The organism is Bradyrhizobium iriomotense, assembly GCF_030160715.1.
Lineage (GTDB): Bacteria > Pseudomonadota > Alphaproteobacteria > Rhizobiales > Xanthobacteraceae > Bradyrhizobium > Bradyrhizobium iriomotense.
Genome location: NZ_BSOW01000049.1, coordinates 26,543 through 41,667 on the forward strand (window position 1 = coordinate 26,543; position 15,125 = coordinate 41,667).

Consider the following 15,125-nt stretch of genomic DNA (forward strand, 5'->3'; position numbering starts at 1 on the left):
ATCCCGGACCTGTTCGACACTCCCATGACGAGCTGGTCCGAACCTCTCTATGCGAGCGCTGTGCCAGCGTGGCGCGGTGAATCTAGATGGTTGAATAGGTTGATTAAATTGCGCTTCATCGACGCCAGCCGATGTTCGCCTTAGGAAACGAAACTGCCGCCTGTCGGCAGATTTTGCCGGGCTGTTTACGCCTCATTAACCATAATGCGGCGAAGCTGCTGTCAGCGATCACGCGGATTCCTTCGATGCGCATCTACGGACCGAACGGCACCACGCTTGGAGCGCCCGCCAGCCAGACGAGGCGGACGAGCTCCGGCACCTTCGTGCTGCCCGACACCTCCTCGACGCAGGAGACCAAGTCCGCATCCGCGCCGAAGGCCGCCGCCAACATTGATGCGCTGCTCGCGCTGCAGGGCATCGAGGAGGACCCGGTCGAGCGCCGCAAGCGCTCGGTCGCCCGCGGCAAGACCGCGCTCGACGTGCTCGATGATCTCAAGATGGGATTGTTGTCGGGCAACCTCGACGCCTCGACGGTGATGCGCCTGCGTGATGCGGCAGCGAACCTTAAATCGTCCTCCGGCGATCCGGGTCTTGATGCCGTGCTCTCCGAGATCGAGCTGCGCGTCGAGGTCGAGCTGGCGAAGGCCGGGCAGGCCTAAGATGCGGGCTCGTTGCCTGCGTTCACGTATCTCTCAGCGGGTCGTCGCCCGGCTTGACCGGGCGACCCAGTACGCTGCGGCCCTTGTTGTGAATCTCGCTGTCTCTGGAATACTGGATGCCCCGGTCAAAGCCGGGGCATGACAGCGGAGTTTGATGCGCGCAGACCGACTGCGCTCTCACGCCGCTTCCTGCTTCTGCTGCGCGTCGTAACGGCGCTGTGCGGCGAGGACGTCCTTCAGATTCTGCTCGGCCCAGTCGCGCAACGGATCGACCGCGGCAGCGAGCGTCAGCCCGAGCTGCGTGATCGAATACTCGACCGTCACCGGAACGGTTGCGATGGCGCGGCGCTTGATCAATCCGTCGCGTTCGAGTGATTTGAGAACCTGGCTCAACATCTTCTGCGAAATGCCTTCAATCGTTCGGCGCAACTGATTGAAACGCATCGCTTCCCCGCGCAGCAGCAACAGGATCAGCACCGCCCATTTGTCGCCGACGCGATCGAGGATCTGGCGTGTCGGGCAATTGGCTGCGTAGACGTTGGGCTTCATGTCTTCGTTCCTCGCGACCTGTTCCGGTTACTCCTGCGTAAGCAGGTAAGCCAAAAGTGCTCTCTTAACACCAGCATCCTTTGCGATATCTAGTCACTGCTAGTTACCACATAAGCAAAGGAGCCTTCCATGAAAATCGCAGTCGCCGGCGCCTCGGGCCGGGCCGGTTCGGAGATCACCAGGGAACTGTCCCGCCGCGGCCATGCCGTCACCGCCATCGCCCGGAACCCGGAGAAGATCGCCAGCCTGCCGAATGTCACCCCGACCAGGGGCGAAGTGCTCGACCAGGCCGGGCTCGCCAAGCTGTGGAGCGGGCATGATGTCGCCGTCAGTTCCGTCCATTTCCTGGCCAGTGATCCGCACAAGCTGATCGGCGCCGCCAAGGACTCGAAGGTTGGCCGCTACCTCGTGGTCGGCGGTGCCGGCAGCCTTGAGGTGGCTCCCGGCGTGAAACTGGTCACAACCCCCGGTTTTCCCGCCCAATACAAGGCCGAGGCGGAGGCGGGGTCGGCCTTCCTCGACCTGCTCCGGCGGGAAAACGAGCTGAACTGGACCTTCATCTCACCGTCGGCCCTGTTCGTGGAGGGTGAGCGGACCGGCAAGTTCCGGCTGGGGACCGATCAGCTTCTCGCAGATGCGAGCGGGAAGAGCTGGATCACCTTCGCCGATTACGCCATTGCGCTCGCCGACGAAATCGAGCGTCCTTCGCATCTGCGGAAGCGTTTCACGGTCGGCTATTGAGTGGATAACCGCCCCCAGGTGCTTGCCGATAAGGCTGCCGGCGCAAGGACTTGGGGGCGGTAACGCCAAGATCAGGGAAATATTGTCTGTCACAGGAGGCCGCTATATAAGCCCGGCTCAACGGACCCTGTCCGTCGCGAGTCGTTGCTAAAAAAGAATAGGCCGCCCTTGGAAAAGTTGAAAAATTACCGACCGACCGAAAAAGAGCCTTTCATGAACGACCGGCAGAAGGAGTACTTCCGTTTGAAGCTCCTCGCCTGGAAGGATGAGATCCTCAAAGAGTCCAAGCTCACCCTGCAAGCCCTGCAGGAGGAGAACGTGAACCACCCCGATCTTGCCGATCGGGCTTCGTCCGAAACCGACCGCGCCATCGAACTGCGCGCCCGTGACCGCCAGCGCAAGTTGATCGCCAAGATCGACGCCGCGCTCCAGCGCATCGAGGACAACACCTACGGCTATTGCGAAGAGACCGGCGAGCCGATCTCGTTGAAGCGGCTCGAAGCCCGCCCGATCGCAACACTGTCGGTGGAAGCGCAGGAGCGCCACGAGAAGCGCGAGAAGGTCTATCGCGACGAATAGGCCTCGAGCCGCTCGCTGCGGCTCCTCAAGTGAGACACATTTGGCGTGTAGTGTCGCGCCAGAGTGGATGTTTTCGCGCCGATCATGCGCGTGCCCAGAGCCCGGGGGGCCGAACGCGAAAACTGAATCGCGATCAAGGGGCTAGACTCAACTCCTTCATGCTCACGTGAGCTCGCATGAGAACGAGCCGTCACTTCAGGTGGGGACGTTTTTGCGAGTCGGAGCAACGGGATCGACTCGACTTCTAAGGACGTGACCGGCGTCACGAAGCATAACTCGCGTCACGCATCTTGCGACCACGCGAGCGCGGGGCGCGCTCCACCATAAAGTCTACCGGTCTCGAAATTCATTGTACTTGTGCCTTCGGCAGATAGCGACTGGATACGGCTGGCAGCAGTGTCTGGTGGGACAATCTTGCCGGCTTGCGCGAGCTGGGTTTGCGACATGAGCACGGTTCTGGTCACGGGCGGATCGGGTTTCGTCGGCATTCATGCCGTCCTCCAATTGCTGGCTGCCGGTCACGACGTGCGGACCACGCTCCGCCGGCCGGACCGGCAGGCGGGCGTGCTGGCAATGCTGCGCGAGGGCGGGATCGATCCGGCGGGACGGCTCGTGTTCTTCACCGCCGACCTGACCGGCGATGAGGGCTGGCGCGAGGCGGTAACCGGCTGCGACTACGTCCTGCATGTCGCCTCGCCGCTCTCGACCACCGTCCCGAAGGACGAGGACGAGATGATCATTCCGGCCCGCGACGGCACGCTACGTGTGCTGCGCGCCGCGCGCGAGGCCGGGGTGAAACGGGTGGTCATCACCTCGTCGCTTGGGGCGATCGGTTACGGCCATCCGCCGCGCGCAACGCCGTTCGATGAAACCGACTGGACCAATCTCGACGGCGACGATGTGCAGCCCTACGTCAAATCAAAGACTCTGGCCGAGCGGGCGGCCTGGGATTTCGTCGCCTGTGAGGGAGGCGGGCTTGAGCTTTCCGTCGTCAATCCCACCGGCATTTTCGGTCCAGTGCTGGGGCCGGATTTCTCCGGCTCGATCGAGATCGTCAAATTGCTGCTGAGCGGCGCGATGCCGGCGGTGCCGCGGATCTATTTCGGCCTGGTCGACGTGCGTGACGTCGTCGACCTGCATCTGCGGGCGATGACCGCGCCCGAGGCCAAGGGCGAGCGGTTCATTGCGGTGTCCGGTGAGACGCTGTCGCTCCTCGACATCGCAGGCGTGCTGAGGCGGGAGCTCGGGCCGGCGGCGCGCCGGGTTCCACGGTTTCAGGCGCCGGACTGGCTGGTGCGCCTCGCCGCAACCGGAGTTCCCATGCTGCGCTACACCTTGCCGATGCTCGGCAAGGTGCGAAAATCGACCAGTGCCAAGGCGAGGCGGCTGCTTGGTTGGCAGGCGCGGTCCAATGAAGAGGCAATCCTGAGCTCCGCCGAGAGCCTGATCCGGCTCGGCCTGGTCAAGGCATGACGCGCGCGCACGCTGCGGCGCTTGTCAGCCGGAGGCGGGGATGCTGAAGTGCGCGGCAGAGTTGCGTAGTTGGAGGCGGCGCCGATGGTGGACAGAATTCTCGCAGGCGCAAAGGCAATCGCGTTGGCGCGCCGCAACCATGCCCCGCTCGCGCCGCTCGAAGTTCCCCCGCGCGACGAGGCGGAGGGTTACAAGATCCAGCGCGCACTGCACGATCTGCTGCTACCGCATGCAGGTCCGCTCGTCGGCTACAAGATCGCCTGCACAAGCCAGGTCATGCAGGACTACATGCAGATGGACCATCCCTGCGTCGGCGGCGTGTTCGAGAAAGTCGTGCATGACAGCGGCGCAAAACTCGCTGCCTCCGACTATGTCCGCGTCGGCGTCGAATGCGAGATCGCCGTGCGGCTGAAGCGCGACCTTGCCCCGGGCGAGGCGCCGTTCACCGCCGAATGGGTGGGAGAGGCGGTCGATGCCTACGCTCCCGCGATCGAGATCGTCGATGACCGCTATGTGAAGTGGGAGACGATGGGTGCGCCGACGCTGATCGCGGATGATTTCTTCGCCGCCGGCTGCGTGCTTGGCGAGGCTGTCCCGCGTTCGTCGGTGCCCGACCTCAAGGCGGTCGCCGGCCGCGCTCTCATCAACGGCGAGGAGGCGGGCAAGGGCACCGGCGCCGACGTGCTCGGCCATCCCCACAACGCACTTGCCTGGCTCGCCAATCATCTTGCCGCCGAAGGCAAGGGCCTGCATGCGGGACAGCTCGTGCTCACCGGCAGCCTCGTGAAAACGCTGTGGTTGAAGGCCGGAGACAAGGTGCGGATGGAGCTGGACGGGCTGGGTGTGGTGGAGGCGAAGTTTACGTGAACTCTCTCCGTCGTCATTGCGAGCGAAGCAAAGCAATCCAGAATCTTTTCCGCGGTGGCAGTCTGGATTGCTTCGCTTCGCTCGCAATGACGGGGTGTAAGGCCGCGGCGTTGCTATAATGTCGCGGTCCTCTCTAGCTGTATGTAGTTTCTGAATCCATCAGACAGGGACATCTTGCGCCCCCGGGTGATCGGGTATATGAGACCGGCCCCATTCAACCCGCGCGTTCAACCGATAAGGAGACCAGCCGTGAACAGTCTGTGGCGATCGACACGCTCCGTGCCGACGCTCTCAGTGCGTCCGGCTGACAGTCATCCAATCCTGTTGAACGACAATGGCACATTCATTGATTCAGCGCCGGCGGGAGGCCGAGCGCGCGCGGGTTGAAGCCTATGAGCTGTCGCTGCGGCATGTGTCGCAGCGGACGCGCCCTCCACCGGATTTCCAGAACGCGATCAACGAGGCCAGGCATGGCTTCGAGGCCGCAATCGTGCGCGACGCCTCGGCCTGGAAGCCGCGGATGAAGACTCGCGATGCCGCGCGTCTTCGCCTTGCTGCAGCTCGTTATCTCTTCGCGCGCTATCCCGTCGCAGAACATCTGGAGCAAGTCTGGATCGACGGCGCAGGACTGGGTGCGGACGAGATCGTGTTGCGTAAGCGCTGGTACGTCGTGGCGGCCGGCGGTGGTTCGCTCTACGGTGCCGGTGCGGCCGCGTGGCTGTCTCGCAAGGAGGTCCATGCGTTCCTCAATCCCTTGGGGAACGTCGGCTTCGAAGCTGCGATCTGGCAGGCGATCGCGCGATCCTATGCGAACGATCCCAGCGTTGCGCTGCGGATCGCGCGCACCAGGATCGCGCAGACGCCCCGTGCCGAGCATGGCTTCTGGCGTGAGGTGGTGCGCTTCTTCTGTGCGCATCCCACCACGGTTGAGGAGATGGACGATCTCCACGACTACCTCGCCGCTTGCTACCGGCGTGATCCGGAGTTTAGCCTCAAGGGGCGCTCGCTGGTCTCGCTTGGTCGGCAGATGCGCGAATGGCATCGCGACCTCGAAGCGATCGCTCGCATCGAGGCTGCGCGTCGTCGCGCCGAGGCTGTGCGGAACCGTGCGCGTGGGCTGGCAGTAGACCCAGTCGACGAGGCTTGGCGAGGTACGACGATCGCGGACTGGTCATGGAGTACGTCGTCCAAGGACCGGGCCAAGCGTGAGGAGTACGTCGTGGTTCAGCTGCGGACCGCAGCCGACCTCGTGGCTGAGACGCGGGGCATGCGCCACTGCGTCGCTAGCTACGCGACAAAGTGCATTGCCGGGCAGGCGTCGATCTGGTCGCTACGCCGCCGTGCCTCGGGTGATGTCCATCGGCTGCTGACCATCGAGCTTGATCGTCGTTCCCGGGCGGTCCAGGTTCGCGGGTTTGCAAACCGCCCGCCGCTCGCTGAGGAGCGCAAGATCCTGGAGCGCTGGGCGCAAGCACGCGGGATCGTCCTCCTGTGACAGTCGCCTGCGCCGCTCACGCGGCGCAGGCAAAATACATGCGGCCCTCGCCAGGGGAGCTAGCGAGGGCCGCGTAGTACATCGTCGTTCGCGCCTAGGTTCGCGAACACGATGTGGGAGCTCGGGAGAAACTTTTAGAAGGGCAGCAGAACGTCCATCACCTGCTGGCCGTAGCGCGGCTGTTGCACGTCGGTGATCTGGCCGCGGCCGCCATAGGCGATGCGGGCCTGGGCGATCTTGCTGGAGTCGATGGTGTTGTCGCTCTGGATGTCCTCGGGCCGGACGATGCCGGCGACGACCAGCTCGCGGATCTCGAAATTGACGCGGATCTCCTGCTTGCCTTCAACGACCAAGTTGCCGTTGGGCAGCACCTGCGTGACCACGGCGGCGACGTTGGTCTGCAAGGCTTCCTGGCGCTGGACCGAGCCCTTGCCGTCGGCGGAGGACGACGAGTCGGTGGTTAGGATACGGCCGGGCAGGACCTTGAGCGGCTGCGTCACCGTCTGGCTGCCTATGAAATCGGTGATCCCCGAATCTTCCTTGCTGGTGCGGCTGCGCTGGGTTTCGTTGGCGATGTTGGCCTTGTCCGTGAAGTTGACCGTCACCGTCAGGAGGTCGCCGACCTGATGGGCGCGCTGGTCCTTGAAGAAGGCGCGGCTGCCGTTGCGCCACAGCGAGTTCGGATTGTAGGAGGCGACTTCCGGCTTCGGCATCGGCATCTGCACCGGCTTGTAGCCGGGCTGTGTGGTCGGATTGTCGATCGCCGACAGTTTCGGCTGTTCGCCGATCTGCGACAGGCGGTCGATCGAGGAGCACCCGCTCGCAAAGGCGAAGGTTGCGAGCAGCGTGCCGGAGAGCGCGATACGACGAAGACGGGCCGCGGAACTGAACTTGGACATGACTTACTCTGACTTGGCTTGTGCTTGCGCGATCTGGGTTGGCGAAACCGGGGCCTGGATCAGGCTTTGGGCAAGGGCGGCCGCTGCGGGCGTCTCCTCGCGCCTGGATGAGGTCTGTTCGACCGCGGGCGCGGCCGGGGCGGATTGGCTGGCGCCCTGGATCGTGACCTGGCCGCGGCCGGTGACGACACCCTGGAGCGTGCGCTTGGATTGCATGTTGAGGACGGAGACGGTGTCGCCCTCGGAGCCGCTGTCGACCGCCTTGCCGCGGGTGGTGAGGTAGAGGCCCGGCACCTGGTAGATGATGGTGACGTTCTGGTCGCGCTGCACGAGGTCGGGCTTTGCGATGTCGGCGACCCGGATCGGGGTGCCCGCCCGCATCGGATGACGGAGCTGCATGCCGACCGCACGCTCGCGCGAGGCGGCTTCGCCCTGAATGTCGGCCTTCGGGCGGCGCTCCAGCGCGACATCGGACGACTTCAGCATCTCGGTGCGGTCGATGTCGCGGGTCAGCACGGCGACCTCCACGGTCTCGATCGCGGTGCCGGTGAGGCGCAACTTGGTCGGCGCGAGGCTGTTCTCGTTGTTGATCTCGAAGCTCAGGTCGAAGCGGCCGCTGCGAGCGTCGTAGCGCGTGGCGGTCGCCTGGAGCGCGCCGGTGTTGGAGGCATCCAGCCGCACGTTGGAGATGCCGCGGTCGAAAGTGACGGTGATGTTGGCTGCGTCGCCAAGGCCGAAGCGGCGCTCGAGCGCGGAGGCGACCGCGAGCTCGAGATCCTTGTTGGCAAGCGTGCGCGCGAGCCGTGTGACCGTGACCTCCTTGAGGTCGCCGGTCATCACGCCGATCACTTGCTTGGCGCGCAGCACGCTCAGGACCTGCGCGACCGGCAGCGCGCCGGTGGTGCCGAGATCGGGCGAGCGATAGACCGGGATCTGCGCGGCGGAGCCCGCATTGTCGATGAGGTCGCCGACCCTCACCACGTCGGAGGTCACGGTGATGCTGGCGCGCAGCGTCGGCGGCGCGATGCCGTCGTCGGCGGCGCATGCCGGCGCCGACAGCGCGAGCAGGGCGGCGAGGGCGGCAACATTGAACATGGAGAGGAGCACGCTGCCTCCGTTCCCTCCCCCATTGCGGGGGAGGGTTGGGGAGGGGGGTAGCCCCAGGTGAGAGCGGAGCTTGTGGCCACCCCCTTCCCCAACCCTTCCCCGCAAGGGGGAAGGGAGCAGAGCGGAGATCTTGGCTGCTGTTACCAACATCATAATCAGCCCCTTACCGGAACAGCGCGGTGGTGGATTGCATCATCTGGTCGGCGGCGCTGATCACCTTGGCGTTCATCTCGTAGGCTCGCTGCGCGGCGATCAGGTCGCTCATCTCGGAGACGACGTCGACATTGGCCTGCTCCAGGCTGCCCTGGGTGATCTTGCCGTAGCCTTCGGAGTTCGCGGTGCCATCCTGCGGCGCGCCGGAGGAGGGCGTCTCGGTGAACTGGTTGTTGCCGACCGGCTGGAGACCCGCCTTGTTGATGAAGCGCGTCACGGTGAACTGGCCGATGATGGTCGAGCTCGACGAGCCGGGCAGCGTCACCGAGACCTGGCCCTGCTCGCTCACGGTGAGGCCCGAGGCGTTGTTCGGGATCGTGATGGTCGGCTGCACCGGGTTGCCCTGGGCGGTCACGATGCGGCCCTGGTTGTCCATCTGGAAGGTGCCGTCGCGGGTGTACTGGTAGGTCCCGTCAGGCATCAGGATCTTGAAGAAGCCTTCGCCCGAGACCGCCAGATCGAGATCGTTGCCGGTCTGCGACAGCGTGCCTTGCGTCATGCTGCGCGGCGTGCCGACCGTCTTGACGCCGCCGCCGATGTCGACGCCGACCGGCAGGATGGTGCCCTGGTCGGAAGACTGCGCGCCGACGCGGCGGATGTGCTCGTAGATCAAATCCTGGAACGCCGCGGTCTGCTTCTTGAAGCCGGTGGTGCGCAGGTTCGCGATGTTGTTGGAAATGACCTGCACGTTGAGTTCCTGTGCCGCCATTCCGGTCGCAGCGGTGTGAAGCGCTTGCATGTCAATCGTCTCCTGATGGCGTTACGCTGGAACGTCGGCGAGCTTCTCGATCGCCGATTTGTGCATGTCGCTCTGCTGCTGGAGCAGGTTGGCGACCTGGGTGTACATCCGCATCACCTCGACCATTCGGCTCATCTCGCCGACCGCGTTCACGTTCGACTTCTCGATGTAGCCCTGGCGCACGGTGGACTTGGCGTCGACCTGCTGGTTCGCCGAACCCTGGGCGTAGAGATTGGCGCCCTGCTTGGCGAGCTTCTGCGGATTGTCGAAGGCGACCATGCGGATCTTGCCGCGGATCGAGTCGACACGGGCCGTGCCCTCGAGCACCGTCACGGTGCCGTCGGGCGCGACGTTGATGTCGTGGTCGGTCGGCTGGAAGGTGATCGGGCCGGCATTGCCGAGCACGAGGTTGCCGTCCGACGTGACGAGCTGGCCCTGGTTGTTGAGCGAGAACTTGCCGTCGCGGGTGTAGCGCTCGCCGCCGGCGGTCTGCACCGCGAAATAGGAATTGCCGTCGACAGCGAGGTCGAGCGGGTTCTTGGTCTCCTCCATCGGGCCCTGGCCGACGTCGCGGAACGTGCCGCGGTCCTGCACATAGGAGACCCTGCGGTCGGAGCCGACGAAATTGTCCTCATGCGCGCGGGAATTGAGGAATTCCTCAAACAGCGTGCGATCGGCCTTGAAGCCGTTGGTGTTGGCATTGGCGACGTTGTTGGCGATGACATCCATCTGCCGCTCCAACGTCATCTGCCGCGATAGACCGACCAGAAGCGCGTTCTGCATCGGATGGTTCTCCCCTGTGGAGGTCCTGCTTCGCCGCTCTCCCAAGCGTCTTGGCCGACCCGTCGATGAGACCTTCGGGCTCTCCCAAACCGTCCGGTCTCGGCCTCTTCTGAGCGAAAGCCGTGCCAACGCAGAAAATGACGTATTTACAGCCGCTTAGGTATTCTGGAGGGGTGGGCGAGGGGCGGCAGAAAGGTTCTGTTGACCATGTTTGCCCGGCAGATTTTTCCTAGCGCAGGGGCAATCGAAAGGTTCTGTTAACCATCATTACCGTAGCGTTCACGTATGAGGAGCGCGTTGCGCGCTGGGGCATTTGTATCGCGTCACTGGCCGACCAGGAGGCTTCGCTCTCTCAGACCCTTTATAGTGAGCGAGCCCGGCGATCATGGCAGAGAATGAAGCGGAAGGCGGCGCAGCCGCGGAAGGCGCCGAAGCGGCCCCGCCGAAGAACAAGCTCAAGCTCATCATCATCGCGGTCGCCGTGCTCGCCATTCTCGGCGGCGGTGCAGCGACCTGGTTCTTCTTCTTCCGTCACGGCGATGACGAGCATCACGCCGAGGCCGCGCCGCCGCCGAAGCCGCCGGCCTTCGTCGACGTGCCCGACATGATGGTCAACCTCGCCGGCGCACCCGGCGAGCGCGTGCAATATCTGCGGCTCAAGATCGTGCTCGAACTGAAGGAAGAGAAGCAGATCGAGGCGATCAAGCCGACGATGCCGCGCGTCACCGACATCTTCCAGACCTATGTGCGGGAACTGCGCCCCTCCGACCTCAACGGCTCCGCTGGCATCTTCCGCCTCAAGGAGGAGCTGACCAAGCGCGTCAACGCGGCGGTCGCGCCGATCCAGGTCAGCGCGGTGCTGTTCAAGGAAGTCGTGGTGCAGTGAGGGTGCAGGGAAGGTAATGGGCTAGCGCCATGGCCGGCAACGAGCAAATGGACCAAGATGCGATAGCCGCCCAATGGGAGGCCTCGCTCGATTCCGAGGATCCCGCGGAGGCCGCGAAGGCTGCTGCCGAGAATGAACTATCCGAGACCATGGCCCTGCAATGGGCGGCCATGGTCGAGGACGGCAGTCGCGATCTCGGCAACGGCAAGAACTCGGGCGAGCGGGTGCTGTCGCAGGAGGAGATCGACAATCTCCTCGGCTTCACAGTCGGCGACGTCACGCTCGACGACCACTCCGGCATTCGCGCGATCATCGATTCGGCGATGGTCTCCTACGAGCGTCTGCCGATGCTCGAAATCGTCTTCGACCGCCTGGTGCGGTTGCTGACGACCTCCTTGCGCAATTTCACCTCCGACAACGTCGAAGTCTCGCTCGACCGCATCACCTCGGTGCGTTTCGGCGACTACATGAACTCGATCCCGCTGCCGGCCGTGCTCTCGGTGTTCAAGGCCGAGGAGTGGGAAAACTTCGGCATGGCCACGGTCGATTCCAACCTGATCTACTCGATGATCGACGTGCTGCTCGGCGGCCGCCGCGGTACGAGCCAGCTCCGCATCGAGGGTCGGCCCTACACCACGATCGAGACCGAGCTGGTCAAGCGGCTGGTCGAGGTGGTGCTGGCCGACGCCGAGCAGGCGTTCCGGCCGTTGTCGCCGGTGACCTTCACGATCGACCGGCTCGAGACCAATCCGCGCTTCGCCGCGATCAGCCGTCCTGCCAACGCCGCGATCCTGGTGCGTCTGCGCATCGACATGGAAGATCGTGGCGGCAACATCGAATTGCTGCTGCCTTACGCGACCATCGAACCGATCCGCGGCGTGCTGCTGCAGATGTTCATGGGCGAAAAGTTCGGCCGCGACCCGATCTGGGAAGGCCATTTCGCCACCGAGATCGTGCAGGCCGAGATCGCGGTCGACGCGGTGCTTTACGAGGCCGACATCCCGCTCAAGCAATTGATGCGGCTCAAGGTCGGCGACACGCTGCCGCTGGACATGCGCGCGGACGCCAATGTGACCGTGCGCTGCGGCAGCGTCACGCTCACCGAAGGGCGGATGGGACGCGTCGGCGACCGCGTCGCGATCCGGGTGACGAAACCCCTGCGCAAGCCAGGTACGACACTTGCGATGTTCGAGAAGGTCGACGAGCAGAACAAGATGATGGAGGCACCATGAACCACTCCTTAGGCATGGCGATCGAGATGCTGGTCGCAATCCTCCTGATGCTGACGATCGGCTACTGCATCCTGCTCAACAAGCGGCTGACCCGCTTGAAGGCGGACGAGCATTCGCTGAAAGCCGTCATCGCCGAGCTGATCACGGCGACCGAGATCGCCGAGCGCGCGATCGGCGGGCTGAAGCTAGCTGTCCGCGACGTCAACGAGAATCTCGGCAGCCAGCTCGCCGCCGCAACGCAGATGTCCGACCAGCTCTACCGCCAGCTCGGGGAGGCCGACAACGTGGTGCGGCGTCTCTCCAAGATCGCCATTGCCGCGCGCCCCGCGACGAATCCGGAAGCGGCCCCGGCCGCCAAGCCCTCGGCTGCGAAGGCGGTGGCGGCGGCGGCCGAAGCGTTCTCCGAGCGCAGAAGGTCCAACGGGCTTGCCGCATAAAGTGGTTGCATGAAATCCTTTCGTAACATCCGCGTCATTCCCGTCGTCCTGATCGCAGTCGCCGCCCTCGCCACGCTGAAGGTCGCGGGCCTCGTGATCAACGGCGGCTATGTGTTCGACTACCAGCCGAACACGACCAGGAAATCCTGGGCGCAGGAGAACCTCAACTTCCCGACCGGCCGCGAAGACCCCGACATCACCGGCTCGACGCATGGCGCGCCGAAGGGGGCTTCCAAGGAGGACGCGCCGAAACCGGCCGCGCCCGAGACCAAGCCCGAGGGCCAGGTGATCAAGCCGGAGGAGAACCAGCAGCAGGTCTCACCATCGGAGCGCGCGATCCTGGAGCGGTTGCAGAACCGCCGCCAGGAGCTCGAAGCGCGCCAGCGCGAGATTGACATTCGCGAGAGCCTGTTGAAGGCTGCCGAGAAGCGCATCGAGTCCAAGGTCGAGGAGATGAAGGCGGTGGAATCCCGCATCTCCACCACCGCGGCCGAGCAGAAGGCGGCGGAAGCTCAGCGCCTCAAGGGGCTCGTGACCATGTATGAAGGCATGAAGCCGAAGGACGCGGCGCGGGTGTTCGATCGCCTGGAGATGGGCGTGCTGATCGAGATCGCGACGCAGATCGCGCCGCGCAAGATGTCCGACATCATGGGCTTGATGCAGTCCGAGGCTGCCGAGCGGCTGACGGTCGAGATGGCCCGCCGCGCTGGTGGCGGAGGAGACCGTTCCGCCGATGCCGACCTGCCCAAGATCGAGGGCCGTCCGACGCAAAAGCCGAATTGAAATCTGGATAACCGCATCAAGCTTCGCAGCACCGCGCGGTATCTCGTTATTCCAGCGTGGCAATTTTGCAGCGCAGCGTGCGCCAGTACGACAAGAAATTAAGCCGCCGATAACATCTGCGGATCATGCTTCCCGGCATGAGAGTTGCGATGGCTACATTTGTTGCTCTCCTCGCCCTTCATTTCGTGGATGAGCAGCTTTTCGGCGCCCGGTTCACCCGAGGCGCAACGGCGATGTTGTCTCAGATCGTGAGATCGTTCGGTTAGGTCGCGCAGGCGGCCTGCGCCGCCTCTAATTCGCGAGCCGACGGTACCCTCTGCGATCGGCGACTTTGCCGGCGGTCGAGTTGTGCCATTCTCCGAAGGGGACTGGCATTCCACATTTTTGCTTGATCAGCGCTGCCTTGGTGACCCGCGTCACAAGATGCAGAGTGCTGTGGCAACAGGAGCACTCATAAACCTTCAGGGCATATCCCCTGGCGATTGGAACAAGAGCAACGAGTGCTCGTGCCCTGCTACACAGAATGCAATTGGCTTCCCCGTGCATCGATCGAGCCCCCGCTGACCAATCGAATTCGGATCATTATGGCAGCTAGTCTTTCTGAGTCGCGTATTACGAGCAACAGCGGTTGAGCGGAAACAGTCGGCAATCGAACCTTCATTCCCGATGAAGTACTCGCTTCAGCTGTAGCCGAATCGAGCTTCAGCTTCTGAACGTGCGATGAGTTGACGCGTGCAAATGTGAGGTGCCCGACAGTCGCGCCGGACGGTTCGTTCTATTTTTAGCCATTCGCAATCAGCCGCGCGGGAGGAAGCTATGAACTACTCGTCCGTGGCGGAACGCGCAATTGAAGCCGTGAATCGCCTGCTCATCTTCGCGATGACATCCGCCTGGACTACCACGTTGGACCATCAGCACGCGTTGCCGACTTCCGAGGAGGATTGGGACGCTGACGAATGCTCGGATCAGGAGAGTTCCCTTGAGGCAGATTTGACCAAGAGGCAACACTGAGAGCCGCCGCACGCGTGCGGATGTTTCTGCTCAACACGCGATGTCGTGGAGCACGGAAGTTCGGCGCGGTGCCGTCCACGTTTCAGCCGTCAGCGGTCTCCGATCCGAGCGCGCCAACGGGCGTCGAACGTATCGATCTCCTTCGCGGTCGACGCTTGCGAGTTCAATAAACTGGTCGACCTTGATGCCACCGCGCTTGTAATGTCCGCGGCGGCATTTGCTTGCTTGGACTCGCTCTTCGGCCACTCCAGCAACGATTTCGCGAGCATAGGCTTGCCCTCGTACCAGCATTTCCGCCCGTCAATAATGCGATAGGACCACCAGCGCCCCTGTGTGGCCGATGGGGCGGCGCTGCTGCATTGTTGCTTCGCCACGGCTTGAGGTATCTCGATCGGCAGGAGCGCACTGGCGCACGCGGCGAGCGCGATCGATCGAAGCCGGGCCTTCATGGCTCTGCACGAGGATTACTTCGCTGCAATCGATTTACAGCGACGACCAGGTCTGGACGTTCGAGAATTTCGATCAGCCTATCGAGCGTGCGTTCGATACTCTGAGGTCGCGGTTGAAAGTAGTCCTCAAGAATTGATTGAGCTTCGCTGATCGCATTGAGTGCCAATTGTTGATCGGTCATATCTTCTTACCCATCCACAAATTACGCCCGTGAGATCGCAG

At 63.6% G+C, this 15,125-nt stretch carries 18 protein-coding genes; 11 read left to right on the top strand and 7 right to left on the bottom strand.

What is annotated here, in order from left to right:
- The first annotated feature begins 245 nt into the window (after positions 1 to 245).
- On the top strand, positions 246 to 659 hold the full coding sequence (locus QQL28_RS41245; protein ID WP_254104983.1) for a flagellar assembly protein FliX: 414 nt from the start codon (positions 246 to 248) through the stop codon (positions 657 to 659).
- Positions 660 to 836: 177 nt separating this feature from the next.
- On the opposite strand, the gene QQL28_RS41250 is transcribed toward QQL28_RS41245, so the two are convergent.
- Positions 837 to 1,208, bottom strand: a complete 372-nt coding sequence (locus tag QQL28_RS41250) for a winged helix-turn-helix transcriptional regulator (RefSeq protein ID WP_284274962.1) — start codon at positions 1,206 to 1,208, stop codon at positions 837 to 839.
- A gap of 129 nt (positions 1,209 to 1,337) precedes the next feature.
- Between QQL28_RS41250 and QQL28_RS41255 the strand changes: the two genes are divergently transcribed.
- From QQL28_RS41255 to QQL28_RS41275, 5 genes are all read left to right on the top strand, one after another.
- The gene (locus tag QQL28_RS41255) at positions 1,338 to 1,949 is read left to right on the top strand and encodes an NAD(P)-dependent oxidoreductase (protein ID WP_284274966.1); all 612 of its coding nucleotides are present in this window, start codon (positions 1,338 to 1,340) and stop codon (positions 1,947 to 1,949) included.
- Positions 1,950 to 2,162: 213 nt separating this feature from the next.
- Positions 2,163 to 2,528 carry an RNA polymerase-binding protein DksA gene (dksA, locus tag QQL28_RS41260; RefSeq protein WP_085966600.1) on the top strand — a complete coding sequence of 122 codons (366 nt, stop codon included), beginning with the start codon at positions 2,163 to 2,165 and terminating at the stop codon, positions 2,526 to 2,528.
- Between the two features lie 444 nt (positions 2,529 to 2,972).
- The gene (locus QQL28_RS41265) at positions 2,973 to 4,001 is read left to right on the top strand and encodes an SDR family oxidoreductase (protein ID WP_284274983.1); all 1,029 of its coding nucleotides are present in this window, start codon (positions 2,973 to 2,975) and stop codon (positions 3,999 to 4,001) included.
- An 87-nt stretch (positions 4,002 to 4,088) separates the two neighbouring features.
- Positions 4,089 to 4,868 carry a 2-keto-4-pentenoate hydratase gene (locus QQL28_RS41270; protein WP_284275014.1) on the top strand — a complete coding sequence of 260 codons (780 nt, stop codon included), beginning with the start codon at positions 4,089 to 4,091 and terminating at the stop codon, positions 4,866 to 4,868.
- Between the two features lie 334 nt (positions 4,869 to 5,202).
- The gene (locus tag QQL28_RS41275; RefSeq protein ID WP_284274985.1) at positions 5,203 to 6,363 is read left to right on the top strand and encodes a PcfJ domain-containing protein; all 1,161 of its coding nucleotides are present in this window, start codon (positions 5,203 to 5,205) and stop codon (positions 6,361 to 6,363) included.
- A gap of 134 nt (positions 6,364 to 6,497) precedes the next feature.
- On the opposite strand, the gene flgH is transcribed toward QQL28_RS41275, so the two are convergent.
- From flgH to flgF, 4 genes are all read right to left on the bottom strand, one after another.
- A complete protein-coding gene (gene flgH / locus QQL28_RS41280) occupies positions 6,498 to 7,262 on the bottom strand; it encodes a flagellar basal body L-ring protein FlgH (protein ID WP_284274986.1) in 765 nt (254 codons plus the stop codon).
- A gap of 3 nt (positions 7,263 to 7,265) precedes the next feature.
- On the bottom strand, positions 7,266 to 8,357 hold the full coding sequence (flgA, locus tag QQL28_RS41285) for a flagellar basal body P-ring formation chaperone FlgA (protein ID WP_284275017.1): 1,092 nt from the start codon (positions 8,355 to 8,357) through the stop codon (positions 7,266 to 7,268).
- Positions 8,358 to 8,532: 175 nt separating this feature from the next.
- On the bottom strand, positions 8,533 to 9,321 hold the full coding sequence (gene flgG / locus QQL28_RS41290) for a flagellar basal-body rod protein FlgG (protein ID WP_284274988.1): 789 nt from the start codon (positions 9,319 to 9,321) through the stop codon (positions 8,533 to 8,535).
- Between the two features lie 21 nt (positions 9,322 to 9,342).
- Positions 9,343 to 10,104, bottom strand: a complete 762-nt coding sequence (flgF, locus tag QQL28_RS41295) for a flagellar basal-body rod protein FlgF (RefSeq protein WP_284274990.1) — start codon at positions 10,102 to 10,104, stop codon at positions 9,343 to 9,345.
- A 385-nt stretch (positions 10,105 to 10,489) separates the two neighbouring features.
- Between flgF and fliL the strand changes: the two genes are divergently transcribed.
- The 5 genes from fliL (at position 10,490) to QQL28_RS41320 (ending at position 14,453) form a co-directional block, all read left to right on the top strand.
- Positions 10,490 to 10,990, top strand: coding sequence for a flagellar basal body-associated protein FliL (gene fliL / locus QQL28_RS41300; RefSeq protein ID WP_284274991.1), 501 nt, complete (start codon positions 10,490 to 10,492; stop codon positions 10,988 to 10,990).
- A gap of 29 nt (positions 10,991 to 11,019) precedes the next feature.
- Positions 11,020 to 12,222 carry a flagellar motor switch protein FliM gene (fliM, locus tag QQL28_RS41305; protein ID WP_284274992.1) on the top strand — a complete coding sequence of 401 codons (1,203 nt, stop codon included), beginning with the start codon at positions 11,020 to 11,022 and terminating at the stop codon, positions 12,220 to 12,222.
- Positions 12,219 to 12,659: a DUF6468 domain-containing protein gene (locus QQL28_RS41310; protein WP_284274993.1), complete on the top strand. Its 441-nt coding sequence runs from the start codon at positions 12,219 to 12,221 to the stop codon at positions 12,657 to 12,659. Before fliM ends, QQL28_RS41310 begins: the two co-directional genes overlap by 4 nt.
- A 9-nt stretch (positions 12,660 to 12,668) precedes the next feature.
- Positions 12,669 to 13,442 (top strand): MotE family protein, encoded by a 774-nt coding sequence (locus tag QQL28_RS41315; RefSeq protein ID WP_284274996.1) that lies wholly within the window; start codon positions 12,669 to 12,671, stop codon positions 13,440 to 13,442.
- Positions 13,443 to 14,258: 816 nt separating this feature from the next.
- A complete protein-coding gene (locus tag QQL28_RS41320) occupies positions 14,259 to 14,453 on the top strand; it encodes a hypothetical protein (RefSeq protein WP_284274997.1) in 195 nt (64 codons plus the stop codon).
- 89 nt (positions 14,454 to 14,542) lie between these two features.
- On the opposite strand, the gene QQL28_RS41325 is transcribed toward QQL28_RS41320, so the two are convergent.
- Positions 14,543 to 14,902 carry a hypothetical protein gene (locus QQL28_RS41325; protein ID WP_284274998.1) on the bottom strand — a complete coding sequence of 120 codons (360 nt, stop codon included), beginning with the start codon at positions 14,900 to 14,902 and terminating at the stop codon, positions 14,543 to 14,545.
- Entirely contained in the window at positions 14,899 to 15,084 is a 186-nt protein-coding gene (locus tag QQL28_RS41330) for a hypothetical protein (RefSeq protein ID WP_284275000.1), read from the bottom strand. The genes QQL28_RS41325 and QQL28_RS41330 overlap by 4 nt, the downstream gene beginning before the upstream one ends.
- Positions 15,085 to 15,125: the final 41 nt, after the last annotated feature.

Bases quoted from the DNA above. Each gene is read 5' to 3' on its own strand.
- flgF (WP_284274990.1), bottom strand. From the start codon at position 10,104: ATGCAGAACGCGCTTCTGGTCGGTCTATCGCGGCAGATGACGTTGGAG.
- flgG (WP_284274988.1), bottom strand. From the start codon at position 9,321: ATGCAAGCGCTTCACACCGCTGCGACCGGAATGGCGGCACAGGAACTC.
- QQL28_RS41255 (WP_284274966.1), top strand. From the start codon at position 1,338: ATGAAAATCGCAGTCGCCGGCGCCTCGGGCCGGGCCGGTTCGGAGATC.
- QQL28_RS41265 (WP_284274983.1), top strand. From the start codon at position 2,973: ATGAGCACGGTTCTGGTCACGGGCGGATCGGGTTTCGTCGGCATTCAT.
- fliL (WP_284274991.1), top strand. From the start codon at position 10,490: ATGGCAGAGAATGAAGCGGAAGGCGGCGCAGCCGCGGAAGGCGCCGAA.
- flgH (WP_284274986.1), bottom strand. From the start codon at position 7,262: ATGTCCAAGTTCAGTTCCGCGGCCCGTCTTCGTCGTATCGCGCTCTCC.
- QQL28_RS41250 (WP_284274962.1), bottom strand. From the start codon at position 1,208: ATGAAGCCCAACGTCTACGCAGCCAATTGCCCGACACGCCAGATCCTC.
- QQL28_RS41310 (WP_284274993.1), top strand. From the start codon at position 12,219: ATGAACCACTCCTTAGGCATGGCGATCGAGATGCTGGTCGCAATCCTC.
- flgA (WP_284275017.1), bottom strand. From the start codon at position 8,357: ATGTTCAATGTTGCCGCCCTCGCCGCCCTGCTCGCGCTGTCGGCGCCG.
- fliM (WP_284274992.1), top strand. From the start codon at position 11,020: ATGGCCGGCAACGAGCAAATGGACCAAGATGCGATAGCCGCCCAATGG.
- QQL28_RS41315 (WP_284274996.1), top strand. From the start codon at position 12,669: ATGAAATCCTTTCGTAACATCCGCGTCATTCCCGTCGTCCTGATCGCA.
- QQL28_RS41245 (WP_254104983.1), top strand. From the start codon at position 246: ATGCGCATCTACGGACCGAACGGCACCACGCTTGGAGCGCCCGCCAGC.
- QQL28_RS41320 (WP_284274997.1), top strand. From the start codon at position 14,259: ATGAACTACTCGTCCGTGGCGGAACGCGCAATTGAAGCCGTGAATCGC.
- dksA (WP_085966600.1), top strand. From the start codon at position 2,163: ATGAACGACCGGCAGAAGGAGTACTTCCGTTTGAAGCTCCTCGCCTGG.
- QQL28_RS41330 (WP_284275000.1), bottom strand. From the start codon at position 15,084: ATGACCGATCAACAATTGGCACTCAATGCGATCAGCGAAGCTCAATCA.
- QQL28_RS41325 (WP_284274998.1), bottom strand. From the start codon at position 14,902: ATGAAGGCCCGGCTTCGATCGATCGCGCTCGCCGCGTGCGCCAGTGCG.
- QQL28_RS41275 (WP_284274985.1), top strand. From the start codon at position 5,203: ATGGCACATTCATTGATTCAGCGCCGGCGGGAGGCCGAGCGCGCGCGG.